At 70.3% G+C, this 26,775-nt stretch carries 22 protein-coding genes; 15 read left to right on the top strand and 7 right to left on the bottom strand.

Annotation, left to right across the window (positions count from 1 at the left end; translation table 11 throughout):
- Positions 1-4 precede the first annotated feature (4 nt).
- The 3 genes from WH85_RS00330 to WH85_RS00320 all read left to right on the top strand — a co-directional run bounded on the left by WH85_RS00330 (position 5) and on the right by WH85_RS00320 (position 3,237).
- Positions 5-877, top strand: a complete 873-nt coding sequence (locus tag WH85_RS00330; RefSeq protein ID WP_083448673.1) for an SGNH/GDSL hydrolase family protein — start codon at positions 5-7, stop codon at positions 875-877.
- A gap of 66 nt (positions 878-943) precedes the next feature.
- A complete protein-coding gene (locus WH85_RS00325) occupies positions 944-1,753 on the top strand; it encodes a hypothetical protein (protein WP_045739558.1) in 810 nt (269 codons plus the stop codon).
- Positions 1,744-3,237, top strand: coding sequence for a class I SAM-dependent methyltransferase (locus WH85_RS00320; protein ID WP_045739557.1), 1,494 nt, complete (start codon positions 1,744-1,746; stop codon positions 3,235-3,237). Before WH85_RS00325 ends, WH85_RS00320 begins: the two co-directional genes overlap by 10 nt.
- Before the next feature lie 737 nt (positions 3,238-3,974).
- Here WH85_RS00320 and WH85_RS00315 read toward each other — a convergent pair.
- Together WH85_RS00315 and WH85_RS00310 are read right to left on the bottom strand one after the other, a co-directional pair.
- Positions 3,975-5,096: a glycosyltransferase gene (locus tag WH85_RS00315; protein ID WP_045739556.1), complete on the bottom strand. Its 1,122-nt coding sequence runs from the start codon at positions 5,094-5,096 to the stop codon at positions 3,975-3,977.
- Positions 5,086-6,129, bottom strand: coding sequence for a glycosyltransferase family 2 protein (locus tag WH85_RS00310; protein ID WP_083448672.1), 1,044 nt, complete (start codon positions 6,127-6,129; stop codon positions 5,086-5,088). The genes WH85_RS00315 and WH85_RS00310 overlap by 11 nt, the downstream gene beginning before the upstream one ends.
- A gap of 282 nt (positions 6,130-6,411) precedes the next feature.
- On the opposite strand from WH85_RS00310, the gene WH85_RS00305 reads away from it, so the two are divergent.
- Complete coding sequence (locus WH85_RS00305; protein WP_045739555.1) at positions 6,412-8,907, top strand: HAD-IC family P-type ATPase; 2,496 nt, start codon at positions 6,412-6,414, stop codon at positions 8,905-8,907.
- A 45-nt stretch (positions 8,908-8,952) separates the two neighbouring features.
- On the opposite strand, the gene WH85_RS00300 is transcribed toward WH85_RS00305, so the two are convergent.
- Genes WH85_RS00300 through WH85_RS00290 form a run of 3 tightly spaced genes read right to left on the bottom strand, consistent with a single transcriptional unit; the run spans position 8,953 to position 12,285 of the window.
- Complete coding sequence (locus tag WH85_RS00300) at positions 8,953-10,728, bottom strand: CotH kinase family protein (RefSeq protein ID WP_045739554.1); 1,776 nt, start codon at positions 10,726-10,728, stop codon at positions 8,953-8,955.
- Positions 10,729-11,406 (bottom strand): DUF4956 domain-containing protein, encoded by a 678-nt coding sequence (locus WH85_RS00295; protein WP_045739553.1) that lies wholly within the window; start codon positions 11,404-11,406, stop codon positions 10,729-10,731.
- 3 nt (positions 11,407-11,409) lie between these two features.
- A complete protein-coding gene (locus WH85_RS00290; protein WP_245673753.1) occupies positions 11,410-12,285 on the bottom strand; it encodes a polyphosphate polymerase domain-containing protein in 876 nt (291 codons plus the stop codon).
- Between the two features lie 176 nt (positions 12,286-12,461).
- Here WH85_RS00290 and WH85_RS00285 point away from each other — a divergent pair, with 176 nt between their 5' ends.
- From WH85_RS00285 to WH85_RS00270, 4 genes are all read left to right on the top strand, one after another.
- The gene (locus tag WH85_RS00285; protein WP_045739552.1) at positions 12,462-13,622 is read left to right on the top strand and encodes a sensor histidine kinase; all 1,161 of its coding nucleotides are present in this window, start codon (positions 12,462-12,464) and stop codon (positions 13,620-13,622) included.
- Positions 13,619-14,296 (top strand): response regulator, encoded by a 678-nt coding sequence (locus tag WH85_RS00280; RefSeq protein ID WP_045739551.1) that lies wholly within the window; start codon positions 13,619-13,621, stop codon positions 14,294-14,296. The genes WH85_RS00285 and WH85_RS00280 overlap by 4 nt, the downstream gene beginning before the upstream one ends.
- A gap of 76 nt (positions 14,297-14,372) precedes the next feature.
- The gene (locus WH85_RS00275; protein WP_083448671.1) at positions 14,373-17,447 is read left to right on the top strand and encodes an efflux RND transporter permease subunit; all 3,075 of its coding nucleotides are present in this window, start codon (positions 14,373-14,375) and stop codon (positions 17,445-17,447) included.
- Positions 17,448-17,587: 140 nt separating this feature from the next.
- Positions 17,588-18,898 carry a DUF4832 domain-containing protein gene (locus WH85_RS00270; RefSeq protein WP_052720026.1) on the top strand — a complete coding sequence of 437 codons (1,311 nt, stop codon included), beginning with the start codon at positions 17,588-17,590 and terminating at the stop codon, positions 18,896-18,898.
- Positions 18,899-19,991: 1,093 nt separating this feature from the next.
- Here the strand turns inward: WH85_RS00270 and WH85_RS00265 are convergent.
- Together WH85_RS00265 and WH85_RS00260 are read right to left on the bottom strand one after the other, a co-directional pair.
- Positions 19,992-20,879, bottom strand: a complete 888-nt coding sequence (locus tag WH85_RS00265) for an ion transporter (RefSeq protein ID WP_052720063.1) — start codon at positions 20,877-20,879, stop codon at positions 19,992-19,994.
- A 104-nt stretch (positions 20,880-20,983) separates the two neighbouring features.
- The gene (locus WH85_RS00260) at positions 20,984-21,925 is read right to left on the bottom strand and encodes an NmrA/HSCARG family protein (RefSeq protein ID WP_045739549.1); all 942 of its coding nucleotides are present in this window, start codon (positions 21,923-21,925) and stop codon (positions 20,984-20,986) included.
- A gap of 138 nt (positions 21,926-22,063) precedes the next feature.
- Here WH85_RS00260 and WH85_RS46540 point away from each other — a divergent pair, with 138 nt between their 5' ends.
- The 7 genes from WH85_RS46540 (at position 22,064) to WH85_RS00225 (ending at position 26,762) form a co-directional block, all read left to right on the top strand.
- Positions 22,064-23,746, top strand: coding sequence for an ATP-binding protein (locus WH85_RS46540; RefSeq protein WP_052720025.1), 1,683 nt, complete (start codon positions 22,064-22,066; stop codon positions 23,744-23,746).
- Between the two features lie 75 nt (positions 23,747-23,821).
- Positions 23,822-24,199: a response regulator gene (locus WH85_RS00250; protein ID WP_245673752.1), complete on the top strand. Its 378-nt coding sequence runs from the start codon at positions 23,822-23,824 to the stop codon at positions 24,197-24,199.
- A 122-nt stretch (positions 24,200-24,321) separates the two neighbouring features.
- Positions 24,322-24,525, top strand: coding sequence for a Flp family type IVb pilin (locus tag WH85_RS00245; RefSeq protein WP_052720024.1), 204 nt, complete (start codon positions 24,322-24,324; stop codon positions 24,523-24,525).
- A 123-nt stretch (positions 24,526-24,648) separates the two neighbouring features.
- Entirely contained in the window at positions 24,649-24,870 is a 222-nt protein-coding gene (locus WH85_RS00240) for a Flp family type IVb pilin (protein ID WP_045739547.1), read from the top strand.
- Between the two features lie 53 nt (positions 24,871-24,923).
- The gene (locus tag WH85_RS00235) at positions 24,924-25,106 is read left to right on the top strand and encodes a Flp family type IVb pilin (protein ID WP_045739707.1); all 183 of its coding nucleotides are present in this window, start codon (positions 24,924-24,926) and stop codon (positions 25,104-25,106) included.
- Position 25,107: 1 nt separating this feature from the next.
- Positions 25,108-25,566 carry a TadE/TadG family type IV pilus assembly protein gene (locus WH85_RS46535; protein ID WP_052720023.1) on the top strand — a complete coding sequence of 153 codons (459 nt, stop codon included), beginning with the start codon at positions 25,108-25,110 and terminating at the stop codon, positions 25,564-25,566.
- Positions 25,554-26,762: a pilus assembly protein TadG-related protein gene (locus WH85_RS00225; protein ID WP_045739546.1), complete on the top strand. Its 1,209-nt coding sequence runs from the start codon at positions 25,554-25,556 to the stop codon at positions 26,760-26,762. Before WH85_RS46535 ends, WH85_RS00225 begins: the two co-directional genes overlap by 13 nt.
- Positions 26,763-26,775: the final 13 nt, after the last annotated feature.

Genomic DNA, 26,775 nt, shown 5'->3' with positions numbered 1-26,775 from the left:
GAGTATGCCGCGTGCAACCATCGGGGCAGTCGCCACCCGTCGTCAGGAGTTGTTCTCGTTGAAACCGCACCCGATCCTGGCCGTCACGGCGGTTCTGCTCACCGCCGCCTGCTCGTCCACGACCGCCGACGCCCCCGCCGCCGCCGAGAAGACGGCGGTGCCGGCCGCGACGGACTATGTCGCGCTTGGTGACTCGTACGCGGCGGGCCTGGGCGGCGGCGGGTACGCCCCGGGTTCCTGCCTGGTGAGCACGGCGGGGTCGTACCCGGCGTTGTGGGCGGCCGGGCGCACCGGCGACACGGTCGGCGAGGTCGTCAACAACGCGTGCAGCGGAGCCCGGATCGCGGACGTGGCCGAGAAACAGCTGTCCGCCCTGGACAAGAAGACCGGCTGGGTGACGGTGACGGTCGGCGGCAACGACGCCGGGTTCACCACCACCCTGCAGCAGTGCCTGCTCGGCGACGAGAAGACCTGCACGTCGTCGGTGAAGAAGGCGGTCACCGGGCTGGCGACGATGCCGGACGAACTGGGTGACCTGTTCACCACGATCCGGGACAGGGCGCCGAACGCGAAGGTGTACGTGCTGGGCTACCCCCACCTGGTGGTCGGTGCCGAGACCAGGTGTGACGCGCTGTCGGCGACCCGGCGGGAGGTGCTCAACGCGGCCGCGGACACTCTCGACGAGGCGATCGAGACACAGACCGGCAAACACGACGGGTTCACCTTCGTGGACGTGCGGAAGGCGTTCGAGGGGCACGAGGCGTGCGCGGACGAGCCGTGGATCAACGCGCTCGCCGACAACGTGTCCGAGTCGTTCCACCCCGACACGAAGGGCTACCAGGCGTACGCCGACGCCCTCGCGAAGGTCACCGGCTGACCCACCCGACGCCTGAGGGACGTCTCGTGTTCGCGTGGTGGACGTCTCGGCGCGCTTCGATGGGCCGTGCACCACGCCAACCACTACTACGGCCACTCGCATGTACTGGCCCGGTACGCCGGATTCGACGGCGCCGGCCCGCCGCGGATCCGCGGATACCTGCAGCACGGCTGGAACATCGGTGACGGCCTCGCCCCCGACCACGAGTACGTGCCCGGCATCCCGTCGTTCGTGTGGAGCGAGACGACCCGCCGCCGCGCCTGGTCGATGGGGCATCGCGGGGTGTACGTGACCGGCGCGCCGTGGGCCTATCTGGTCGCGGCGGCGCCCGATCTTGATCAGCCGAGGGAAGGCACCATCTGGTATCCCTTCCACGGCTGGGAGGGCCAGCACGTTCACGGTGACCACGACCGCCTGATCGCCGAGATCCGCGCCACCGAACCCGGCCCGGTCACCGTCTGCCTGTACTGGCAGGAGTACCGGTCGGTGCGGCTGCGCCGCCGTTACGAGCGGGCCGGTTTCCGGGTGATCTGCCACGGGTACCGCGGCGGCCGGTGGCGGGACCTGGACCCGGGGTTCCTCGACCGGCAGCTCGCCGAGCAGCGCCGGCACGCCCGGGTGGCGTCCAACCGGCTGTGCAGCGCCCTGCTCTACGGCATCCTCGCCGGGTGCGAGCCGGCCGTCTACGGCGACCCGATGCAGCTGCGCGACGAGAAGGACCTGTTCGGCGGGCGGTCCCGGATCCGCCGCCAATGGCCGGAACTGCACGGGGCGTCGGTCGACAACCGGGTGGCGCGGCAGATCGCGGTGGCCGAACTGGGCGCGGACCGGCTGATGCCGGCCGCCGAGATGCGGGAGCTGTTCCGATGGTCGTGACCCCCCTGCTGCTCGGCGGCGAGATGCCGCACTGGTCCGACCCGGAACCGGCCGGCGGCGCGGTGCTGCGGGCCCTGGCCGCGGGCGCGCACGGCGACACCCTGGTGGTCGGCCCGCACAGCCCGGAACTGATCGCGGCGATCACCGCCCGGCACGTGACGGTGCTGCTGCGCGGCGTCCCGGACGGCGAGGCGCTGCCCGGGCGCCCCGGACTCGAGGTCTGCTGCGGAAGCCTGGAGAAGCTGGCGGCGGTCCCCGCCTACGACACCGTCGTGGCACTGGACGGGCTGGAGCGTACCGGCAGCACCGAGAGTCCCGGCCCGAGCTGGGCGGACGGGCTCGCCCAACTGCTCGCGGTGCTGCGCCCCGGCGGGCGGCTGCTGCTCGGGCTGGCCAACCCGGTCGGTGTCCACGACCTGCTGGCCGGGGCGGCGGACCCCGGCGACGCGCAGTGGTCCGGCCCGCCCGGCGACGATCCGACCAGGCCGGTGGGGGCGGCCGCGCTGCGCGACCGGTTGCGGTCGGTGGGTCTCGACCCGTTGCGGGAGTACGCGGTCTTCCCGTCCCCCCGCCACCCGACCGTGCTGCTGGGGACGGCCGCACTGGCCGATCCGGCCCTGACCGGTTTCCTGTCGTCGGCGCTGCGCCGCACCGCCCCGCCGCCCGGCCCGCTGCTCGCCGATCCGCGGCCGGTCGCCGCCCGGCTGCTGCGCCACGGCCTGGCCGGGGCGATGGCCCCCGGGTGGGTCGTCGTCGCCACCAAGACCGGCGACTCCCCGCTCCCGCCCGCGCGGCCGTCGAACGCCGCCAGCTCCGTCGCCAGCTCCGTCGCCGGCCTGCCGGAGACGCTGATCGCCGACGGGCCGGTGCTGCGGCGCCTCTCCCCCGCGCCCGGCCGCGGCTGGGTGCACGAGGACCTGGCCGAGGACCTGCTGCCGGTGCCGCGGGAGCTGCCGGCCGGCGAATGCCTGCACGACCTGCTGATGGTCGCCGGGCGCGGCCACGACCTGCCCGCCCTGCGGTCGCTGGTGACCGGCTGGCGGGACGGCCCGGCCGCCGGGGTGCCCGCCGACGCGGTGCTGGTCGCCCCGGACGGCCGCTACCAGCCACTGGCCGCCCCGGGCGAACCGGCGGAGGCGCTGCGCCGGTTCGCCGACGCGGTGCGCGACGAGGGCCTGCCCGCCGAGATCGCCGAGATCTTCGGGGTGATGACCGGCCGGCGGATCCGCCCCGGCGGTGCGGCCCTGCGCGAGCTCACCGCGGAACGGGACCGTCTGGCGCGGGAGCTGGGCGAGGCGATCACCCAGAACATCTGGTACGAGCGACAGGCCGCGTCCCGCGATGCCGAGCTGGCCCGCGCGTACCGGATCATCGCCCTGCTCAAGGGCACGGTGCCCGGCCGGGCCGCGACCGCCGTACGGGGCGGCCTGCGCACCGGCACGTCGTTCGCCCGGGCCGCCCTGCGCCGGATCCGCCAGCCCTGACCCCGCCGCGTCGTGGCCGGCCCAGCCCTCGCACCAGCCGCCGTCACCCAGCCGCCGCGCACGGCTGCAGTCACCCCGCCATCGCGCACGGTTCTTCGACCAGCCGCCGCGAACCGTGGACCACGGCCCGAGCAACCCAGCCGTCGCCCGTGGTCCCCTTCGAGGCCGCAACCCAGCCGTGGACAACGGCTCGGAACACTCAGCCGTCCTCCACGGCTCCTCACCAGCCGAAAACGAACCGTGGACGACGGCTCAGCCGACCGAGCCGTCAGCCGTGGTCCATCGATGAGCCGACAACGACCGTGGACAACGGCCCGACCGGCTCTGCCGTCGACTGCGGTCCGTTCACCAGCCGAAGCAGCCCTCATGCTGACTTGTCACCCACGGCGCGGTGTTGATCAATCGCCCGCCGTGTTTCCGAGGTTTCGGGCGCCGGAAACAGCAGATACGCGGCGGGCGATCGATCAACTACGACCTGCTCGGCTGCCGATCTCTGCAGGACAACCGCCAACGACGGCTGGGCCGGTCCCGATACCACTCGGCACGAGTTGATCAAGAGTCTGACCGGGGCTTGTACCGACTGACATCGCGCTTGCCGAGCGGCACTTCCGGTCTCTTCGCGCGGCAGCACCGGACGCTTCGCGCGGCAGCACCGTTCCGTCACTCGCGGCCTCCCCACACTGCTGACGAAATCAAGGTGGGCTGGAGTGGGACAGGTCGAGAACCGGCGGGATGGGTCAGGTGGGAACGGGCGCGGAGGCCCCCGCCAGCTCGTCGTAGAGGTGCTCGAGACGTCCGGTCTGAGTGTGCAGGTCGAAGTGGGCGGCCACGTGGGCGTGCGCCCGGGTGCCCATCCGGCGGCGCAGGTCCGCGTCGCCCAGCAGGCGGGCGATGCTCGCGGCCAGGGCCACCGGGTCGGACTCCGGTCCGAGCAGGCCGGTGTCGCCGTCGACGACCGCTTCGGGGATGCCGCTGTGGTGGGTCGCCACCACCGGCAGGGCCAGCGCGCCGGCCTCCAGGATCGTGGTCGGCAGGCCCTCGGTGTCGCCGTCGGGGGCGGTCTTCGACGGGGCGGCCAGCATCCGCGACTCGGCCAGGTACCGCTGGACCACGTCGGGTGGCTGGGCGCCGACGAACGTGACGTCCAGGCGCAGGGTCTCGGCGCGGGCGCGCATCTCGGCGAGCAGCGGGCCGTCGCCGATCACGACCGTGCGCGGGCGCGGGGTGTGCAGGCCGGCCAGGGCGGTGAGCAGGTCGTCGACGCCCTTCTTCGCGACGAGACGGCCGACGAAGACGACGTCCCAGCGTTTCGGCAGGATCGGCGGGACGGCCGGGACGGGCACGCCGGTGTGGTGCACGCGGACGGTGTCCGGGCCGGCGCCGCAGGCCAGTGCCCGGTCGCGGATCACGCCGGAGACGGCGAGGACCAGGGCCGCGCGCTGGAAGACGGTCCGCAGGTTGCGGCGGTACCGGATGCCGTGCAGTCCGGGCGCCGACGGCTGGCGGGTCACGTCGTGGCCGTGGACCGTCACGACCAGCGGAATGCCGGCCTGCCGGGCTGCGGCGCTGACCAGCCACCCGTCGCCGCCGAAGTGGGCGTGCACCAGGCCGGGCCGCAGCCCGGTGAGGGTGTCGCGCAGCCGCGGTGACGTGCCGGTCAGGCGCAGCCGCAGGAGGTCGGCGCCGCCGTCCGGGAAGGTGATCACGTCGTCCGGGCGCGACAGGGCGGAGTCGATCCGGGTGGCGCCGACGTAGACCGGTTGCCAGCGGCGCAGCGCGTCGCCCTGGGCGCGGACGAACGTCTCCGATCCGGGCAGCATGGCGCTGCGCCAGATCGCGACGCGGCGCTCAGCCGGCATCGTGCGGCACGGCGGCGGGGGCGGGCGGGCGCGGAACCGGCGAGCCGGGGGCTGAGGGGACGGCCCCCGGAGACGGGACGGGACCGGACGGCGCGGGCGCGGCACGACGGCCGACGATCAGGTCGCGCAGGCGTTTGCGGACCCCGGCGGGCAGCGCCCAGATCTGCGCGTGGGTCAGGTAGTCGAGCAGCCCCGGCCGGCCGTGCGTGCGGGCCTCGGCGAGCAGTTCCCGGAAGTGCCGGCCCTGCCGGGTCGGCGCGGCCATCGAGCTGATCACGCTGAGGGTGAAGGCCGCGTACGCGCGGGGCGTGAACAGTTCCCGGCTGCCGCGCAGCCAGGTGAGCTGCTGCTCGTACGGCATCTCCAGGCTGATCCGGTGCCGGTTCTCGTCCTGGTGCCAGAGCACGAGAGGTTCCGGGGCGTAGATCAACTCGACGTCGTCCTCCCGCACGGCCCGCAGGGTCCAGTCGAGTTCCTGCTGGCGGCGCAGCCCGACGGTGAACGGCACCCGGCGCAGCAGTTCGGTCGGCGCCAGGATCGCCGACGTCTGGATGAAGCCGTCACCGTAGAACAGTCCGCGGCGCACGGTCAGGTATTCGCTCAGCGGCTCCCCCGGCGACGGCAGCCGGCGGGGCATCACCGAGTCGGCCCGCGGCGTCCGGTTGATCAGCCGGCACGCCACCACCGGGGACGGCTTCGACGAGGCCAGCGCCAACTCCAGCTGGGCGGCGATCTTCGTGGGCAGCCACTCGTCGTCGTCGTCGAGCAGCGCGGTCCACCGGGCCCGCGCCTCGTGGGCGCCGACGTTACGGGCGTGCGGCGCCTTGCCCCGCTGCGGCAGCTCGACCACCCGCAGCCGCGGGTCCCCGACCGCGGCGAGGGCGGCGACGGTCGCCGCATCGGGGCCGTCGACCACCACGATGCACTCCAGCGCGGCGTGGGTCTGCGCCAGCACGCTGCGCACGGCACGCAGGGCGAGGTGCGGGCGGTCACGGGTCGGGATGATGACGCTGACGTCCGGTTCTGCAGACATGGTCGCTCTTCTTCGCGGGAGGAGGCGGGCCGGGCGCGATCGAGACCCGACGATAAAGGGACCGGGCGGACGCCCCGTTAATGCCGGGCGACCGGTGGGCGGCCAGCCGGTAGGCATCTCCCCGCGCGCATGCCCCGGCGCCCGCGCTGCGGCCGTGCGCGGGCAGCGCCTCGCGGTGGTAGCCCCGGGACTCCCGGTCACGCGTACCAGAAAAACGCGTAACCGGACGCCCGGGCCGTGTGAAATGGAGGTCTTGACGGGTTCTACGGAACGGAATGCCTGATGCTCGCTCCGGCCGACGGTTTGACCGGGGCTGAGGCCGACGCCCGCCGGCGGCGCGGGGAGGCCAACACCGCCGTGCAGGGCGGGTCGCGCAGCTACGCGGAGATCCTGCGGACCAACGTCTTCTCGTTCTTCAACCTGATCCTGTTCGCGATCGGGGCGGCGCTGCTGATCCTCGGGCGCTACAGCGACGCGCTGATCAGTGTCGGACTGGGCCTGATCAACGCGGTGATCAGCGCGGCGCAGGAGATCCGGGCCAAACGCAAACTGGACCGGCTGCAGCTGCTGGAGAAGACGAACGTGCTGGTGGTCCGGGACGGCCGGGAGGCCGAGGTCGCGCCGGCGCTGGTGGTGCGCGGCGACGTGCTGCGGGTCCGGCCCGGCGACCAGATCGTGGTGGACGGCCCGCTGCTGGACGGCGGCCGGCTGGAGGCCGACGAGTCGTTGCTGACCGGGGAGAGCGACCCGGTGGTCAAACATCCCGGCGACGACCTGCGCTCGGGCAGCGTGTGCGTGGCCGGCGACGGACACCAGCTGGCCCGCGACGTCGGGGCGCGCAGCTACGCGGGCCGGCTGACCGCGGAGGCCCGCCGCGACAGCACCGACCGCACGCCGCTGCAGCGCAGCATCGATTTCATCGTGCGGCTGGTGATGGCGCTGACGGTGCTGATGAGCAGTGCCATCCTCGGGCAGGCGTTCCTGGAGGGTTTCACCCTGCTGCGGGTCGTGCAGATCACCGCGGTGCTGTCCGGTCTGGTGCCCTACGGGCTGTTCTTCCTGATCGCGCTCGCCTACACCGCGGGGGCGGTCCGGATCGCCCGGCACGGCGCGCTCGTGCAGCAGGTCAACGCCGTCGAATCGGTCAGCAACGTGGACGTGGTGTGCACCGACAAGACCGGCACGCTGACCACCGGCCGGCTGACCGTCGACGCGATCGTCCCGCTCGGCGCGTATGAATACGCCGAGGTGGCGGCGGCGCTCGGCAGTGTCGCCCACCACGTGTCCACGCCGAACCTGACCGCGCTGGCGCTGGCCGCGGCCCTGCCCGGCGAGCCGTGGGAGGTGCACGACGAGGTGCCGTTCTCGTCGTCGCTGCGCTGGTCCGGGCTGGCGACCGAGCAGGGCGTGTGGGTGCTGGGGGCACCCGACGTGCTCGGCCCGCGCCTGCTGCGGGACCCGCCGGCCGCGGAGATCAGCGAACGGACCGGTCAGGGACTGCGGGTGCTGCTGCTCGCGCACACGCCGGGCCGCGACGCGCGCCTGCGGGATCCGTCCGGGCGGCCGGACCTGCCGATGCTCGAACCGGTCGGCCTGGTCGCGCTCGCCGACGAGCTGCGCGACGAGGTGGTCCGGACCGTCGTGCGCCTGCGCGACGAGGGGGTACGCGTCAAAGTCCTGTCCGGCGACGACCCGCGGACGGTGGCCGCGATCGCCGTCCGGGCCGGGCTGGACGCGGCCACGGCGGTCCCGGGGGCCGACCTGGACGACCTGGACGATCCGGCGCTCGACCGGCTGGTCGCCCGCACCGCGGTGTTCGGCCGGGTCGCGCCGGAACACAAGGAACGCATCGTCGCCTCGCTACGCCGGCAGGGCCACTACGTGGCGATGATCGGCGACGGGGTGAACGACGCCCGCGCGCTCAAACAGGCTCAGGTCGGGGTGGCGATGCGCTCGGGCAGCGCGGTCACCCGCGACGTGGCCGACATCGTGCTCGTCGACGACAGTTTCGCCGCACTGCCCCCGGCCCAGCACGAAGGCCGGCGGATCATCAACGGGATCGCGATCTCGCTGTACGTCTTCCTGGCCCGGGTGGCGAGCCAGGGCCTGGTCATCCTGGCGGTGACGATGCTCGGGCTGAACTTCCCGTACTCGCCGACGCAGGTGGGCCTGACCATGTTCACGGTCGGGCTGCCGACGGTGTTCCTGACGTTCTGGGCGCAGCCGACCCGCCCGGACCCGCACCTGCTGCGCAACCTGGTGCGGTTCGTGGTGCCCGCCGCGGTGGTGACGGCCACGTTCGGCACGGCGATCTACACCGCGCTGTACGAGATGCTGGTCCGCGGCCTGACGTCGGGCCGGCGCACCCCGGCGGAGGTGATCGACGACTTCGAGCGGTACACCGGCCTGCAGTACGGGGTGGACGCCGACTTCACCACGGCGTCGGCGACGATCCTGGCCCAGACCGGCCTGTCGACGTTCTTCTGCTTCGCGTCGTTCATGCTGATCCTGTTTTTGGCCCCGCGGTCCCGTTTCTTCGCCGCGTGGACGAAACCGACCGGTGACCGCCGGCCGTCGATCCTGGTCCTGGCCTTGACGGTGACGTTCTGCGCGGTGGTGTGCGTGCCGGCGCTCTGGGACTATTTCGGCCTGGTCGGCCCGTCCCGGCCGGTCTTCACGATCGTGCTGCCGGCGCTGGTCCTCTGGTACGCGACACTGACCGTCGTCTTCCGCCTGCGCCTGTTCGACCGCCTGCTCGGCCTGCGCCCACCGCGCTGAGCGGGACGGCCGGCCCCGGACTCCGGAGCCGGCCGCTGCCTGCGCTCAGCCGGTGATGAACTCGTTGGTGGCGAGGAACTGGGTGCGTTCACGCAGGAAGGTGCGCAGCGTTTCGGCCTCGGTGGCCAGGGCGTCCTTGTCGGCGCCGTCGACCGTGGCGACCACCTCGGTGATGGCGTTCAGGATGTTCAGCGCGGACGCGTTGCCGTAGATCTTGCTGTACAGCTCCTTATACGCCTTCTGGTAGACGTCGGCGAACGCCGCACTGGCCAGGAAACGCTCCTTCAGCTTGTGGCCGCTGCCGAAGCCGCCGCCACCGCCGCCGGGACCCGCGCCGCCGCCGGGCATCTGGCCGCCTTCGGGCATCTCGAAACCCTCGGGGAGTTCCATGCCCTCGGGGAGTTCCATGCCCTCCGGCAGCTGGAAGCCACCACCCTGCTGACCCTGCTGGCCGCCCCGCATACCGCCGCCCATGCTGACCGATTCCTTCGGGTCCTGGGTGGCGCTGCCGGACAGGGTCAGGTTGTAGTCCCAGCCGACCACCGAGAACTTCTTGGTGGTCAGGTCGTACCAGAGGTAGTAGTTGCGGCCCGGGCCGGCCATGTCGTCGAAGTTGACCAGCAGGTTCTGGGTGGCGACGTACCGCGCGAACGACTCGACGTCGACGTGATCGGCCAGGCCCGCGTCGAACTCGGCGTCGGAGGCGCTGTTCACCCACCGGATCAGTTCGATGACCGGCTGAAGGTCCTGACTGCCCTTCTTGTTGATCTGTTTGAAGTCGTCGGCGTACTCCGTCTGGTCGTCGCCCTGATCGGTGAACTGGCTGCTCGCCATGCTCTTGTAGAGCACACCGTTCGTGCCGATCGTGTCGGCGAAGTTCTCGTCGGGGTGCTCGACGATGAGGCGGGCGGCGGCGGGACGGTCGTTCACCGTGAAACTGGTGTACGCGTACCGCTGGGCCACCTGGCCGGCGGCGGCCAGGACGTTGAGCGTGACCGCCTCGTTGAGGACGTTCGCGCCGCCGCCCATGTTGCCGCCGACCCGCACCGAGATCTCCCGGTGCCCCTGGTAGCGGCGGCCCTCGACGAACTCGTCGAAACGGATCAGCCAGGGCAGGTCCTCGGGTTCCTCGGCCTTGAGGCTGGAACCGCCCATGCCGCCACCCATCCGGCCGCCCTGCTGACCACCCTGCTGCTCAGCGCCACCCTGTGCCGGAGCACCGCCGGCCTGAGCCGAGGGGGCACCACTGGCCTGTGTCGACGGGGCACCACTGGCCTGGGCTGACGGGGCACCGCTGGCCTGGGCTGACGGGGCACCGCTGGCCTGGGCCTGCGGGGCCTGCTGCCCGCCCGGCCGGCCCTGACCGCCGCCGGGGAAGCCGCCACCGCCCGGGCCGCCGCCACCGCCGCGGTTGCCGCCCTGACGGGTCTCGCCGTTGCGGCTCAGGCTCTGCAACGTCGAGTTGCCCTTGAGCCGGATCCCCACGCTCGGGATCGTCGTCCCGTCGACCGTCAGATCCGCCTCCAGGTACTCCTTCTCGTTGTCGTCGAAGAACGCGTCCAGGATCTCCTGATAGTTCTCGTCACGGAACGTCAACTGAATGGTGTGCGCCTGCGTGGCGTCGAACAGGTCGGTGGTGCCGGCGATGTCGACGGTCACCTCGTCGCCGTTCTCGTCACTGGTGCTGGTCACCAGCGGGGCGACACGGACCGTGCTGAACACCACCGCGAACGCCAGCAGCGTGGCGGCGCAGGTGGCGAGCAACTTCCAGTAGTGCCGCACCCGGACCGGGATGCGGTGCGCGATCGAGCGGGGCAGCATCTACAGGTCCGTCTGGTCGTACCCGGTCAGGACCGTCACCCGCTGGCCGCCGGTACGCTCGCCGAGCGCGGCGATCAGCTGACCGGGTTCGGTGCCCTTCTTCAACCGGACCGTGTACATCAGCTCGGTCAGCGCCCCACCCCGGATGCTCTCGATGCTGACCAGCTCGAACTCGCTGGTGTGCGCGATCAGCACGTCCTGGATGTTCTGCGTGTAGTTGCCGTCCGGCGGGACCTGCACCTTCACGACCTGACGCTGGACGTTCGCGGCGAACCAGTTGAACCGGTACATCACCAGGATGATCAGGCTGATCGACACGGCGGCCACGATCGCCAGGGTGTAGAAGCGGGTACCGGCGGCCATGCCGACGCCCATCACCAGGAAGATGAACCCGACGTCACGGGTCTCCTTGATCGCGTTCCGGAAGCGGACCACGCTCAGCGCGCCGACCAGGGCGAACGCCCGGGCGATGTTGGAACCGACGACCAACATGATCAGGGCGATCAGCATGCCGAGGATGACCAGCGTCTGCACGTACGACTGGCTGTAGGACACGTTGCGGTGCGTGAACCGGTACACCCAGGCGATGAACGCGCTGAGCAGGAAGGACAACGACAACGCGATGGCGATGTCGCCGACGCTGAACGTGCCGGACAGGTCTTGGACTTCGAAGGGCATGCCTCAGGCCTCACTGATTTCGTGATCGGGAATGTGGAAGATCGAACGCGGGACGCGACCGAACGCCTCGACGCTCTGGCAGTACTTGGAGACCCGGACGACCGACATGTTCAGTTCGGCCGCCAGGTCGGTGAGCCAGTACGGAACCCGCTCATTGGCCTTGAACTCGATGACCGACATCCGGGCGGGCACGATCAGCCGGTTGTCGGCGTCCGCGGCGAAGTCGAAGTCCCGGTCCCGGCCGCGGATGCGGTGGTCCATGGTGACCCGCAGCCCGACGTCCTCGGCCCGGCCGACGAACGCCTCCCGCTGATAGCCGGTCATCGCCACCGGCCGCAGATCAAGCGTGTGGATCAGCTCGAGGACCTCCTCGAGGAACGCCCGCTGCGACCGGTCGTGCTCCACCATCTGCCGCCCGTCGCACAACTGGCGGGCCAGGTGATACGGCAGGGCGACCCGCCGTTTCTGGGTGACCCGGTTGACCCGCTGCTTGATCTCGATGTGCACGGTGGTGTCGTCGCCGACGTTGAACCGGTCGCCGTAGTGACGCACCCGCAACTTGCGCCGGAACTTCAGCCCCTCGATCTTCTCCCAGTAGAACCGCAGGTCACGCGTATCGTAGTAGGTGCTCCACACGCCGTACCCGCCGTTCGCGCCGTGACTGTCGAAGTCGAGGCGGCGCACCAGGTGCTCACGCAACACCGTGACCTGGTCACTCGGAAGCAGATACTTGATCTCGTACCGGTTGAAGGAGTGCAGCTTGCTCGGCGCCCGCAGGGCATGCCCCGCCTGGTCGTCACTGAGATGCTCCGGGACCGCAGGTGTCGCGGCGGGCTCTGGCGGTTCATCACGGCGGCGCAGGAAAGGCAGTCGCATCATGGGTCCCCATCAGAAGGGGTCCAGATCGATGCAAGCTCGGCGCTTCCTGTGAATCAGATCAAAACGCCGAATGAACTCCAGATGTACGCGTCAACGGTACTCCTGCCGTCGTAGTCCGCCCTACCGCGAACGGACGACTCCCCACCCACGCACCCGGCACTACCGTGGATCACGCCATGGTCATTCTTTATCGCCGTTTCCGGGCGCTGCTCACCCGATATCCCACCGTGGTCGACACCATCCTGGCGGCCGTCCTGACCGGGCTCACCGCCGCCGGGTACGTCGAGAACGCCAACAGATTCGCCGCACCGGCCCTGACCGCGATCGACTACGGCGCCGGAGTCCTGGCGTTCCTCGCCGTCGCCGGGCGCCGCCGCTGGCCCCGCGCCCTGCTGATCGGGGTCACCGCCACCCTCGTCTGGTACCACACCATCACCGGCCACGGGCATCCGCTGCTGGTGATGGCGGCGGCGATCGTCGCCTACACCGTCGCCGCCGGCACCGACCGGCGGACCACCCTGCAACTGGCCCTGGGCTGCGGCATCACCATCTACGTCGGCAACGTGGCGATCCACACCCACCTGTGGGCGCCCGAATCCCTCCCGCTGCTGCTCTGGATGGGCATGGCCACGGCATTCGGCGACGCCACCCGCAGCCGCCGCGCCTACCTGGCCGCGGTCGAGGAACGCGCCCGCCGCGCCGAACAGACCCGCGAAGAAGAAGCCCAGCGCCGCGTCATCCAGGAACGGCTGCGCATCGCCCGCGAACTGCACGACGTCGTCGCCCACCACATCGCGGTGATCAACGTGCAGGCGGCCGCCGCCAGCCACCTGCTGGACCGCCGCCCCGAACACGTCCGGCCGGCCCTCGACCACATCCGGCTGGCCGGCGACGCGGTCCTCAAGGAACTCGGCTCGATCGTCGGCGTACTGCGCCAGTCCGACGACCCGGACACCAGCACCGAACCCACCCCCGGACTGGCCCGCCTGCCCGAACTGCTGACCATGGCCGGACTCGACGTCACCCTGCACACCACCGGCGAGGAACGCCCACTGCCCGCCCTCGCCGACCTGGCCGCCTTCCGGATCGTCCAGGAAGCCCTCACCAACGCCCACAAGTACGGCACCGGCACCGCCACCCTCACCCTGACCTGGGGTTCCCACCGGCTCGGCATCGACGTGACCAACACCGTCGCAACCGGCGGCAGAACCGGATCCGGATACGGCATCGTGGGCATGCGGGAACGAGCGGCCGCCGCCGGCGGGCGCCTCGACACCCGCCACGACGCGGACAACTTCACCGTGACCGCCGAACTACCAGCCGAGGACAGCCCGTGATCCGTGTACTGCTCGCCGACGACCAGGCCCTCATCCGGGCCGGATACCGGCTCATCCTCGACTCCGAACCGGACATCGAGATCGTCGGCGAGGCCATCGACGGGCGCGAAGCCGTCGAGATGGCCCGCACCCTGCGCGCCGACGTCATCCTGATGGACATCCGGATGCCCGCCATGGACGGCATCGAGGCCACCCGCCGGATCGCCGCCGACGACGACCTCGCCGGAGTCCGCATCCTGGTCCTCACCACGTTCGAGAACGACGACAACGTGATGCTCGCCGTCCGCGCCGGCGCCAGCGGCTTCCTCGGCAAGGGCGTCGGCGCCGACGAACTCATCCACGCCGTGCGAGTGGTGGCCGCCGGCGACGCCCTGCTCTCACCCCGGGCCACCCGCGGCCTGCTCGACCACCTGCACAGCCAGCCCGGACCCGGCCCGGCCGTCACCGCCGTGCCCCTCGACGACCTCACCCACCGGGAACGCGAAGTGCTGATCCTGGTCGCCCACGGGTACACCAACGAGGAGATCGGCGAGAAACTGTTCCTCTCCCCGCTGACCGCCAAGACCCACATCAACCGGGCGATGGGCAAACTCGGCGTCCGCGACCGCGCCCAACTCGTCGTGGTCGCCTACCAGAGCGGCCTGGTCCGCGGCGGGAGTAGCCACCGCGGCTGACTACCCCATCCGTAGTAGCCCCGCGGACCGCCGCTGGACGACGCGCCACCCCCACCGGGCGGCCGACACTTCTGGCGTGCTGTCAAGGATCAGTATCGCCAACCGCAAACTCGTGGCCCTCATCGCCGTCCTGATCGCCGGGCTCGGCTGGTACGCCGCGACCTCGCTGAAGCAGCAACTGCTGCCCGACCTGTCGTTCCCGGCCGTCACCGTGGTCACCAGCTATCCCGGCGCCGGCCCCGAGGTCGTCGAACAGCAGGTCACCGTGCCGATCGAGGACGCCGTGGCGAACCTGTCCGGCGTGGAGAGCATGACCTCCACCTCCGCCCAGGGCAGCGCCACCGTCCTGCTCATGTTCGACTACGACACCGACATCGACGACGCCGCCGGCGACGTCGAACAGGCCGTGTCCAAACTCAGCGCCCGCCTGCCGCAGGACGCCGAACCCCAGGTGCTCACCGGCAGCACCGGCGACATGCCCACCATGGTGCTGGCCGCCACCTCCGACGGCTCCCTTCCCGCGCTCGCCACCGCCCTCAACGACAAGGTCGTACCAGCGCTGCGCGGCGTCGACGGCGTCAACGACGTGTCCGTCTCCGGCACCCGCGACAAGATCGTCAGCGTCACCCCGGAATCCCCGGCCACCACCCAGGCGATCGTCGCCGCCCTCGGCAACCTCGGCGGCACCTCCTCCGCCGGGGCGATCACCAGCGACGGCAAAGACCTCAGCCTCGCCGTCGGCACCTCGGTCACCTCCCTCGACCAGGTGAAGGACCTGTGGGTCAGCACCGGCAGCGGCAAACCCGCCCAGCTCGGCGACCTCGCCGACGTCACCCTCACCGACGCACCGGCCACCTCGATCACCCGCACCGACGGCAAACCCAGCCTCGGCGTCTCCCTCACCATGGACCACGGCGGCAGCTCCTCGACGATCTCCGACGCCGTCCGCGACCAACTCCCCGACCTGGAGACCGCCCTCGGCGCCGGCGCGACCCTGACCGTCGTCGCGGACAACGGGCCGTCCGTGCGGGAATCCGTCAACGGCCTGCTCGAAGAAGGTGCCCTCGGCCTGCTGATGGCCGTCGCGGTGATCGTCCTGTTCCTGCGGTCCGCCCGCTCCACCCTGGTCACCGCGGTCTCGATCCCGCTGTCACTGCTCATCGCGCTGATCGTCCTGTGGATCCAGGACTACTCCCTGAACATCCTCACCCTGGGCGGCCTCACCATCGCGGTCGGCCGGGTCGTGGACGACTCCATCGTCGTCCTGGAGAACATCAAACGCCATCTCGGGTACGGCGAAGAACGCCGTACCGCGATCACCACGGCCGTCCGGGAGGTGTCCTCCGCGGTCATCTCCTCCACCCTGACCACCGTCGCGGTGTTCCTGCCGATCGCCTTCGTCAGCGGCATGGTCGGCGAACTGTTCGGCAGCTTCTCCATCACCGTCACCGCCGCGATGCTCGCCTCGCTGCTCGTCTCGCTGACCGTGATCCCGGTCCTCGCCTACTGGTTCCTCAAGACCCCTCAGGACGCCGCCGGGGTCCCGGCCGACGTCTACCGGGAACGGGTCGAAGCCGAGGAACGCCAGGGCCTGCTGCAACGGCTCTACCTCCCGGTGATCGCCTTCGCGGTCCGCCGCCGCAAGACCGTCCTCGGCGCCGCCGCCCTGCTGCTCGTCGCCACCGTCGCGATGGCCACCGGACTCAAGACCAGCTTCATCGACGAAGGCGCCCAGACCAGCCTCAGCGTCACCCAGACCCTGCCGGCCGGCACCGACCTGACCACCACCGACACGGCCGCCCAGAAGGTCGAGAAGGAGGTGGCCGCCCTCGACGGGGTCGACTCCTACCAGGTGGTTATCGGCTCGTCCGGCAACTTCCTCGGCGGCGGAGGCGGCGGCAACACCGTCAACTACACGATCAACCTGGCCGAGGACGCCGACGCCACCACCGTGCAGGACGACCTGCGCACCCGCCTCGACACGCTCACCGGCGCCGGGGAACTCGCCTTCGGCAGCGGCGGCGGCTTCTCCAGCAGCGGCATCGAGGTCTCGGTCAGCGCCGACGACGACGCCGCCCTGACCGCCGCCACCACCCAGATCACCACCGCCCTGGCCGGCGTCACCGAGGTCACCGACGTCACCAGCGACCTGTCCGAGAGCGCCCCGCAGATCAGCATCGTCACCAAGGGCGAGGCCGCCGCCCGGTACGGCCTCACCGACCAGCAGATCGTCGGCGCCCTCCGCCAGGCCGTCCAGGGCGCCACCGCCACCCGCGTCACCCTCGACGGCACCCAGCACGACGTCGTCGTCACCACCGGCGCCACCGCCCCGGACAGCGTCGCCGACCTCAAGGCGACCACCATCACCACCGCCGCCGGCCCGGTCGAACTCAGCGAGGTCGCCACCGTCACCGAAACGGACGGCCCGGTCCAGCGCACCCGCAGCGACGGCGACCGCACCAACACCGTCACCGCCACCCCGGTCGGCGACGACACCGGAGCAGCCAGCACCGCCGTGCAAGCCGCCCTCGACGGCGTCACCCTCCCGGCCGGCGCCTCGTGGGAGATGGGCGGCGTCGCCTCGCAGCAGGACGAAGCGTTCTCCCAGCTCTTCCTCGCCATCGCGGTGGCGATCGCCCTGGTCTTCCTGATCCTCGTCGCGGTGTTCCGCAGCATCCGGCAGACCCTGATCCTGCTGGTGTCGATCCCGTTCGCCTTCGTCGGAGCGGTCTTCCTGCTCCTGGTCACCGGCACCCCGATGGGCGTCGCCGCCCTGATCGGCATCCTCATGCTGATCGGCATCGTGGTCACCAACGCCATCGTGCTCGTCGACCTGATCAACCAGTACCGCGACCGCGGCATGACCGTCACCGAAGCCGTCGTCGAAGGCGGCCTGCGCCGGCTCCGGCCCATCCTGATGACCGCACTGGCCACCATCTTCGCCCTGCTGCCGATGGCGCTCGGCATCACCGGAGCGGGCGGGTTCATCTCCCAGCCGCTCGCGGTCGTCGTGATCGGCGGACTGCTCAGCTCGACGGTCCTCACCCTCGTGCTGATCCCGGTCCTCTACACGATGTTCACCCGCTCGTCCGGCCCGGCGCCGGCCGCTCCCCCGCAGCCCGCGGAGAAGGAACTCGTCACTATTCAATGATCAAATTTTGGGTGACCCGCCTTGGCTGACCAACTTCGTTGATCAGTCCTCGGTGATCAGCTTTCGATGATCGTTTCTCGGTTGTCGACGCACGGGGCCGGTCGTCTCAGACGGCCGGTCCCCGTGCCGATAATCGGCATGTGGTCCCGTACCCCGCCAAAGCCGTCGCCGCAGCCACCGCCCTCGCCCTGCTCATGCCGGGCACGGCCACAGCCGCGGTCACAGCACCCACCAAGGTCACGAAGGTCTATGCCGCGTCCGACGCGATCTTCGCCAACCCGGGGCGGGGCTTCTTCACATACACCGAGACATACCTCTCCCAGCACGAACCACTGTCAGCGGCCGAGCTCTCCGACGCCCGGGTGAAGGAGAGTCACAGCCTCGTTTTCCGGAACTTCTACCTGGATGAGTATTCCGGGCGGGACACCATCACCGCGTCAGACCTGGGTCTGATCTCCGCCGATCTTGCGGCCGCCCGCACCGCCGGCGTCACCCTCGTGATGCGCTTCGCCTACACCTCGGCATCGGACGCCGACGCTCCGCTGAGCCGCGTCCTCAAGCACATCGCGCAGCTCAAGCCGATCCTGGTCGCCAACGCGGACGTGATCGCGGCCCTGCAGGCGGGCTTCATCGGACGGTGGGGCGAGTGGTACTACACCCGGAACTTCACCGCCGCCGACTGGTCCGACCGGAAACAGGTGGTCGCCGCCCTGCTCACGGCCGTACCCGCCTCGGTGCCGATCCAGGTGCGGACTCCGGCGTACAAGCGAAAGATCTTCCCGAACGACGCCCGCATCGGCATCCACAACGACTGCTTCCTCGCCTCCGACGACGACTTCGGCACCTACACCGCACCGGACGACCGCACCTGGCTCGCCGCCCAGCCGGCATCAGCCCTGGTAGGCGGCGAGACGTGCCAGGTGTCGACCCGATCCGGCTGGGCCACCGCGAGCAAGGAGATGGCCGCCTACCACTGGACCTACCTCAACCCGACCTTCAACCAGGACGTCCTCGACTCCTGGGGCACCGCCGGGAGAGCCGTCGCGGCACGGAAGCTCGGGTACCGCATCCGCCTGGTCCGCGCGACCCTGCCCACCAGGAGCAAACCGTCGGGCACGGTCACCGCGTCGCTCACGCTCCTCAATGAGGGGTACGCTCCGCCGGCCCGCAACCGGCCCGTACAACTCGTGCTGACCAGCGGGAACCGTCGCATCGTCACGACGGTGAAGAGTGACGTCCGCACGTGGGCGCCGGGCAAGCCGGTGACTCTGAGCGTGACGTTCAAGGCGCCGTCACAGACCGGGGCGTGGGGGTTGTCGCTAATCCTGCCCGACCCGTCGGTGAAGCTTGCGTCCACTCCGGCATATGCGGTTCAGCTCGCGAACCCCGGGGTATGGAACCCGACCACCGGCCGGAATACGCTGGGAGCGACGCTGACTGTCGCCCGCTGATCCGCTTCTGATCGCTTCCGCCGGTTCCAGCTTTCCCGCTTCTGCCCGAGCGACCTCGGCGAGCTGGCCTTGATCGTCGGCTTGTACTCGACGTCCCACACCATGTCCGTACCCCCCACTCCCCGAAGCTTCCGCCACATCCAACACGGGAACTGGCATCGGTCGCCGCCTCCCGTGGGGCGTGACGTTCTGCGCAGGATGCCAGTCACAGCGCACTGGTCGTCCTAGGAGGCTAGGCCAAGTGAGTGAGCACCTAGGACGGTCGGCTGGCAGTCGGTCACAGTCGCTGCCAGCCGACCACGGTCAGCCGGCCGGCCGGTCAGTTGGCCGGTCGGTCAGTTGGCCGGTCGGTCAGTTGGCCGGCCGATCAGCCCGTCGAGAACAGCCATCGGCGTCCCGTGGCCCCCGAGGCAAGCCTTGGACGACGGCTCGAGTTCGCCAGCCGTCCGTGAGAGCGGAGCTGATCCCTCAAACGAACCCCCAACGACGGCCGGGGTCCGCCAGCCGTCGAACAAGGCTCAACTCAACCCCGAAACGAACCACCAACAACGGCCCGACCCCGCCAGCCGTCCAACAAGGCTCAACCCAACCCTGACACCAACCACCAACAACGGCCGGAGCCAGCCAGCCGTCATACGAGGCTTGGTCAGGATCCGAAAGTGACCGCCTACGACGGCCGGGGCCGAACGGACGACGGGCTGCACGGGCGACGGGCTGCACGGGCGACGGGCTGCACGGGCGACGGGCCGGACAGGCGACGGGCGACGGGCCGGACAGGCGACGGGCGACGGGCCGGACAGGCCACGGGCTGGACAGGCCACGGGCTGGACAGGCCACGGGCGACGGGCTGCACGGGCGACAGGCGGGGCTCCATCGGGACCTGGAACTGCGCGACGACGTGGCCGGGGCCGGGCCCTGTGCGGGGACCGCGACGGGATGTGGGCCGTCACGGGCTGGAGGTGGGACGGGTCGGAAGGGGAGCAACTTTCGGCGGGTGGGCGGCTTCGCGGGAACAGGTGGTGAGCGCGTGGAAGCCTGGGTCCGGTGGGGACGGGTAGCGGAAGGCCTGGAGGTGTGGGCGTACCCCCGGGCCTCAATGGTGTGAGGCCTCGCGGGTCGCCTCGATCTCGGCAGGAGCAGCGGGTTTGGTGGCGGGCTGGACCACGTAGGCCTCGAGGACGTCGAGGGCCGCGCGCAGGCGGGCGATCTGCACCTCGGGTGAGAGTTCGATCGGGGTGGGCGGGCCGGATTTCTTGCCCTGGTTGGCCTCGTGTTCGGCGTCGGCGGCCTCTTGGAGGGCGGTGAGGACGACGCCGATGAGCATGTTGGTCAGGAGCAGGCAGGCGCCGACCATGTAGGAGATGTAGTAGAGGATGGCCCAGCCGGTGACGTCGCGGCCGGCTTCCAGGGTGTCGGTGATGCCGTCCAGTGAGAGCAGCAGGAAGAGCGTCAGCATGGCCTGGCCGACGGTGCCGTATTTCTCGGGGTAGGCCTCGCCGAACATCATCCAGCCGAGCATGGCGTAGCCGTAGATGAGCAGGCCGGTGATGAGCAGGAAGCTGCCCAGGCCGGGGAGGCTGCGTTTGATGCCGACGACGATGATGCGCAGGCTGGGGAAGAGGCGGAACGCGCGGACGATCCGGGCCAGGCGGAACAGGCGTAGGAGGGTGACGTTTTCGCGGATGCCGGGGATCAGGGGTGCGGCCACCACGGCGATGTCGAAGAGGTTCCACTTGTCGCGGAAGAAGCCGCTGGGGTGGTGCAGGTTGGCGCCGAAGCGGATGAGGAGTTCCATCACGAAGTAGGCGACGCAGGCGGCTTCGACGGCTTTGAGGGCGGGGCCGACGGACTGCTCGACGCGGTCGTAGGTCTCCAGGCCGAGGGCCATGGCGTTGATGACGATGACCAGGAAGCCGGTGATGTTGAACCACGGCGCGCCCACCACCACCAGGCAGTGATCGGCGATCTTCCGAACGAGCATGAGCGGCATGTCTCCTTGGCCATTTCCCCGCAAATGGCCACATCCTATGACATACCGCGACCCTGCGGGGTCGTCATCCCACCGATGACGACCCCGGCGGTGGACTAGTCGCGCGGCAGGGTGTGTCCGTTGGCGTCGAGCCAGGCCTCGAGGGTCTGCAGCTCGGGGTTGAGCTTACGGACCTCGTTCAGGTCGCGGACACCGGTGAAGTAGTCCTCGAACTCCGTGTAGTACTGGAGCATGTTGCCCGCCTCGTCGGCGCCGGGGAAGCCCAGCTCACGGTAGGCGTCGTGGGTCAGCGGGCGGTAGACGACGGGCTCGCCGAGTGCCCGGGTGAGGGCGGCGGCGATCTGTTCGCCGGTCAGGTGGTCGCCGGCGATGTGGACGGTCCGGCCGATCTGAGCCCGGTCTTTCAAAAGCGAGTACGCCACCTTGCCGATGTCACCGACCGCGATGCCGGCCAGCCTGGACTCCCCCATCGGCAGGGACAGGGTCAGCGTCCCCGAGGAGGCGTCGCGGGTGGCGCCCCAGCCGGTGGCGAGGTTCTCCCAGTAGAAGGTGGTCCGCAGGAACGTGGTGGGCACGCCCGCCTCGGTGAACAGCCGGTCCGCTTCGGCCTTGGCGTCGAAGTGCGGGACCTTGTACCGGCCCTGGAGGGTCGGCATCCGGTCGTCGGTCACCGGGATGTGGTCGCGGGTGTCCTCCAGGGTGGACCAGACCACGTGTTCCAGGCCGGCCCGCTTGGCGGCATTGGCGAGGTTGGTGGCCTCCTCCAACTCCTTGTCGGCGGACATGTGGGCCCAGAAGTTGGTGACCAGGAAGGCTCCGTACGCGCCCTGGAAGGCGCGGACCAGGCTCTCCTCGTCGTAGTTGTCGGCCTCGACGACCTCGGCGCCTAGTTTGACGAGTTCCTGGGCGCGTTCCGAGGTGGCGTCGCGGGTGATCGCGCGGACCGCGTAGCCGCCGGCCGGGTCGGCGAGGATCGCCCGGACCAGTCCGCCGCCCTGCGCTCCGGTGGCCCCGACAACCGCGATGGTCTTCGTCATGACACTCACCCTTTCGCCATTCTTTCAAATTTGTAAGTTCTGACCCGCACAACCTCACCGAGGCATCGGTCATTCCCGATGGAATGAGACGGTGGTCACCCCACTCAGCGACGCCTCGGGGCGGTCGATGAAATCTCTGTGGCGTACGGGTCGGAGCTGTTACGGCAGTGCCGGCACGCGGTGACGGACGCGGTCTCGGGGGCGTCGTCGGCGCGGGAGGCGGCGGTCCGGGCGACGGAGGCGCTGGCCTCCGCGCTGGGCTGGGCGTGCGCGGAGTACTGGGAGGTGGACCCGGACGGGGTGCGGATCAGCCGGGTGAGCTCGTGGACGCGGGCCGGAACGCCGCTGGCGTCGTTCACCGGGGCCGAACCGATGAGCTTCGGGCGCGGGCAGGGCATCCCCGGTGCGGTGTGGCAACGCGGCAGCGACGTCTGGTGCACGGACCTGCTGCGGGACCTGATCGATCCGGGACGGCTGCGGCACGGGCACACACTGGGGCTGCGGACCGCGGTCGGGACGCCGGTGCACGACGAGGACCGGGTGGCCGGGGTGCTGGCCCTGTTCGCCGACGGCACGGCGGACCGCGACGACGACGTGCTGGCGATGCTGCACGACACGGCGGGGCAGATCGGCCGGCTCCTGGAACGCCGCCGGGTGGAGGAGCTGACCCGGGCGCTGGCCGCCGCGCGACGCGACTTCGACCGGGTGATCGAGCAGGTCAACGACTGTTTCTGGAGTGTGGAGATCTGCCCGGACGGGTCGGTGCGGTCGGTGTACGCGAGCCCCGGCGGCGGCGGTGTCTTCGGCGGGACGCTGCCGACCGACACGGACATGGGCTCGCTGCTGGCCGAGCGGATCCTGCCGGAGGACCGGGAACAGTTCCAGCGCTTCCACGAGACGGCCCGGTCCGGGCAGCCGGCCCAGTTCGAGTGCCGGGTCCTCGGGTACGACCAGGTGGTGCGCTGGGTGTGGACGCGGGCCGCGCCGCGGCGGGAGGACGGCCGGCTGTTCTTCGACGGGATCACCACGAACGTGACCGAGCGCCGGGAGCTGGCGGACAAGCGGGAGGAGTTGCTGGCCCAAGAGCAGCAGCAGGTACGCCGCCTGCGCGAACTGGACCGAATGAAGGACGAGCTGGTCGCCGTGGTCAGCCACGAGCTGCGCAATCCGATCGCGATCATCGAGGCGTACACGGCGGAGCTGATGGAGGAGCCGGAGCTGGGCGGCCGCGAGGAGCTGGCCGTGATCGCCCGGACCAGCGCGCATCTGGTGCACCTGGTGGAGGACCTGCTGGACCTGGCGCGGTTCGACAACGGGCGGACCGCGGTCGACCTGCGCCCGCTGCGGCCGGAGCGGCTGATCCGGCAGGCGGTGGAGGATCACCGGCGGCACGCGGAGGCGCGGCCGGTCACGTTGACCGTGGAGATGAGCGCGCTGCCGATGGTGCCCGGGGATGCGGCCCGGTTGCGTCAGGTGCTGGACAACCTGCTGTCCAACGCGATCAAGTACACGCCGCCGGGTGGGGCGGTGACGGCGTCGGCGTACGCGACCGGCGAGGCGGTGGTGATCAGCGTGGCGGACACCGGCATCGGGATCCCGGCCGAGCAGTACGCCCAGTTGTTCACCCGGTTCTTCCGGGCCAGCACGGCGACCAGTCGCAAGATCAAGGGCACCGGTCTGGGGCTGGCGGTCACCAAGGCGATCGTCGAGGCCCACGGCGGGACGATCACGGCCGAGCCGGGGCCGGCGGGCGGCACCCGGTTCAACGTGGCCCTGCCGCGATTCGGCGATTCCGGGCCGCGCGGCGAAATGCCTGGATAGCGTGGGTACTGCCGTTTACCGCGGGGCGGGAGAGGAACGATGTGGAAGGCCACAGACCGGCAAGGACAAGGGCCGGTGATCCTCCTCGTGGAGGACGACGAGGACCTGCGCGAGCTCACCGCCCAGATGCTCGAGTCGCGGGGGTTCGTGGTCCTCTCGGCGCGCGACCCGGTGAGCGCGATGATGACGTGCCGGGTGCACGACGGGCCGATCGACGTGCTGCTGACCGACCTGGCGCTGCCGGGGGTCTCCGGCGGTGAGCTGTCCCGCTCGGCGGCCGCACTGCGGCCCACGATGAAGGTCGTGTACGTGTCCGGCGTGCCGGAGGACATCGCGATCAAGCGGGGCCTGATCAAGGCGGGGTCGTCGTTCATCGCGAAGCCGTACTCGGCGGATGTGCTGGCCGGGATGCTGCGCTCGGTGCTGGCCCAGAACTCCGGCTCCCGTCGGTAATCGGGTCGTCACTTTCTGCCACCGCAGTGCACCCGAGCGCAACTCAGGCCCCTCCCATGGGCGCCCGATAGGTAGGGCAACGGCCGCCGACCGCGACGACCGACAACAGGGGAGGACAACCCGTGGAGCAGTTCCAGCTCGTCATCGCCTTCATCCGCTCCTGCAACGAGAAGGTCAAGAACGACGAGGGCGCCACCGCCGTCGAGTACTCACTGCTCGCCGCACTCATCGCCGGCGTCATCGTCCTGGCCGTCACCGCACTCGGCGGACGCATCCGCACCATGATCAACGCCATCATCGTCGCCATGGGCGGCTCAGCGGTCTAACCGGTCCGCACCCGAACCGCTCCGGACGGCTTCCCGCGCCGCACTCAAGCACTGCGCGCCTCGGCCGATACGGATAGCAACCAGGTAAGCACTGAAGGTAATCGCCGAGAGGGAGGCATCACCGTGGAGCAGCTCAAAGGCGCGCTGGACCCGTTCAAGCTCGTCATCGCGTTCCTGCGCACCTGCAACGAGAACGCCAAGAACGACGAGGGCGCCACCGCCGTCGAGTACTCACTGCTCGCGGCACTCATCGCCGGCGTGATCGTCGTCGCCGTCACCGCACTCGGCGGACGCATCCGCACCCTGTTCAACACCCTGATCACCGCGCTGGGCGGCACACCGTGATCTTGCCGGCACCACTGAGGCAGAACACCGTCGCCGAGAGGGAGGACCACCCCATGAACATCTTCACGTTCCTCGCCACCTACCTGCGCGCGCGCCACGACAACGACGAGGGCGCCACCGCCGTCGAGTATTCACTGCTCGCCGCACTCATCGCCGGCGTGATCGTCGTCGCCGTCACCGCACTCGGCGGGCGGATCACCACCATGTTCAACAACCTGGTGACGGCCATCAGCTGACATGCACACGCGCCACCGCATCGTCCTCGCCCCCGGGCCGGCCCGCGAGCCGGCCCGGAGCGACGAGGGCGCTGCCGCCGTCGAGATGGCCATCGTTCTGCCGCTCCTGTTGCTGATCCTGTTCGGGATCATCGACATGGGACGTCTCATGCAACAACAGATCCAGCTCACCGAGGCTGCCCGTGAGGGTGCCCGCCTCGGCGCCCTGAACGGCAGCGCCGCGCAGGTCAAGACGAAAGTCTCCGGCATCGTCGGCACCGACGTCACCCTCACCTACCCCACCGGGCAGCCCGCGGTCTGCCTGGCCGCATCGATCGTCGGCCAGGATTCGACAGTGGTGGTGACCCGCACCTTCGCACCGGTGACACCGCTGTGGAAGATGATGCAGATGTACGGCGGCTCCAGCTCGCCCGGCACGGTCACGCTCAAGGCCACGGGGGTGATGTCGTGCGTCGGCTGACCCGCCTCCAGCGCCTGATCCGGTGGCGGCGCCCCGGCACCGACGGCGAACACGGCGCCATCTCGGTCATGGTGGCCCTCTTCGCGACCACCGGCATCCTGCTCGGCATGGGCGCGGTCGTCATCGACATCGGGCTGCTCTACAACGAGAAGGAACAGCTGCAGAGCGGCGCCGACACCGCGGTGTGGAAAGTCGGCCAGGCCTGCGTCGCGGACACCACCAAGTGCAGCAACGCCCTGCAGAGTGCCAACGCCACGGCGTACGCGCAGAAGAACGCCGCGGACACCTACGCGGATGCGCAGGTCTGCATCAACGGAACGGCATGCCCCACCTGGAACACCACGTCGGCCTGTCCCCCGGCTCCGGTCACCACGGGCAACTACGACTACGCCGAGGTCCGGACCTCGACCCGCAACGCGGACAACACCACGCTGATGCCGCCGGTCTTCGCCAAGGGCCTGGCCGGGAACAGCAGCTACAAGGGTTCGAAGATCGGCGCCTGCTCCCGCGTCGCCTGGGGCGTGCCCGCCTCCGCGAACGTGCTGGGACTGGCCATCTCGAAGTGCGACTGGGAACGGATCACCGGCAACGGCAGCACGTTCTACGCACTGCCGGGCCTGGATCCGCTGCTGCAGCAGACCGGCCTCTACAGCCTGCTGGGCCTGCAACCGCCGATCGACAACGCGGTCGTGGTCAACCAGCCGATCCTGACGTTCTGCAAGAACTCCTGGGACAAGACGTCGTCGGCGGGCTACGCCTTCCTGGACGGCGTGGACGCCAACTGCAAGATCACCATCGCGCCGCCCGCCGCCGGCGTCTGGATGGATCTGAACGCCTTCAATCTCGCCGCCGCGATCAACTGCCAGAACGCGCTGGCCGTCGCGCGGGCCAGCAAACAGCCCGTCCTGGTGCCGATCTTCGACAAGGTGGTCGGGGCGCTGGCCCTACTGCCCGCCCGTTATCACGTGGTGGGCTTCGCGCCGTTCGTGGTCACCGGGTACACCGGGCTGCTCAGCGGGCTGGTGGGAGCGTTGTCCACACTCGGCAACCTGGTACCGGCGGTGGCCACGCTGCTGTGCGGCTTGCAAACGTGCATTTATGGATATTTCACGAAATCGCTGGTGCCGGAACATATGCCCACGGCTTTCGGTACAAGTCAGAATTTCGGAGCAATGGTGATCGGCCGTACAGGGTGAGTCTGAGCTGAGA

The sequence above is a fragment of the Actinoplanes rectilineatus genome, from assembly GCF_000962825.1.
Taxonomy (GTDB): domain Bacteria; phylum Actinomycetota; class Actinomycetes; order Mycobacteriales; family Micromonosporaceae; genus Actinoplanes; species Actinoplanes rectilineatus.
Note: the sequence above shows the minus strand (reverse complement) of the source record. Positions and strands in the feature narration are given on the sequence as shown.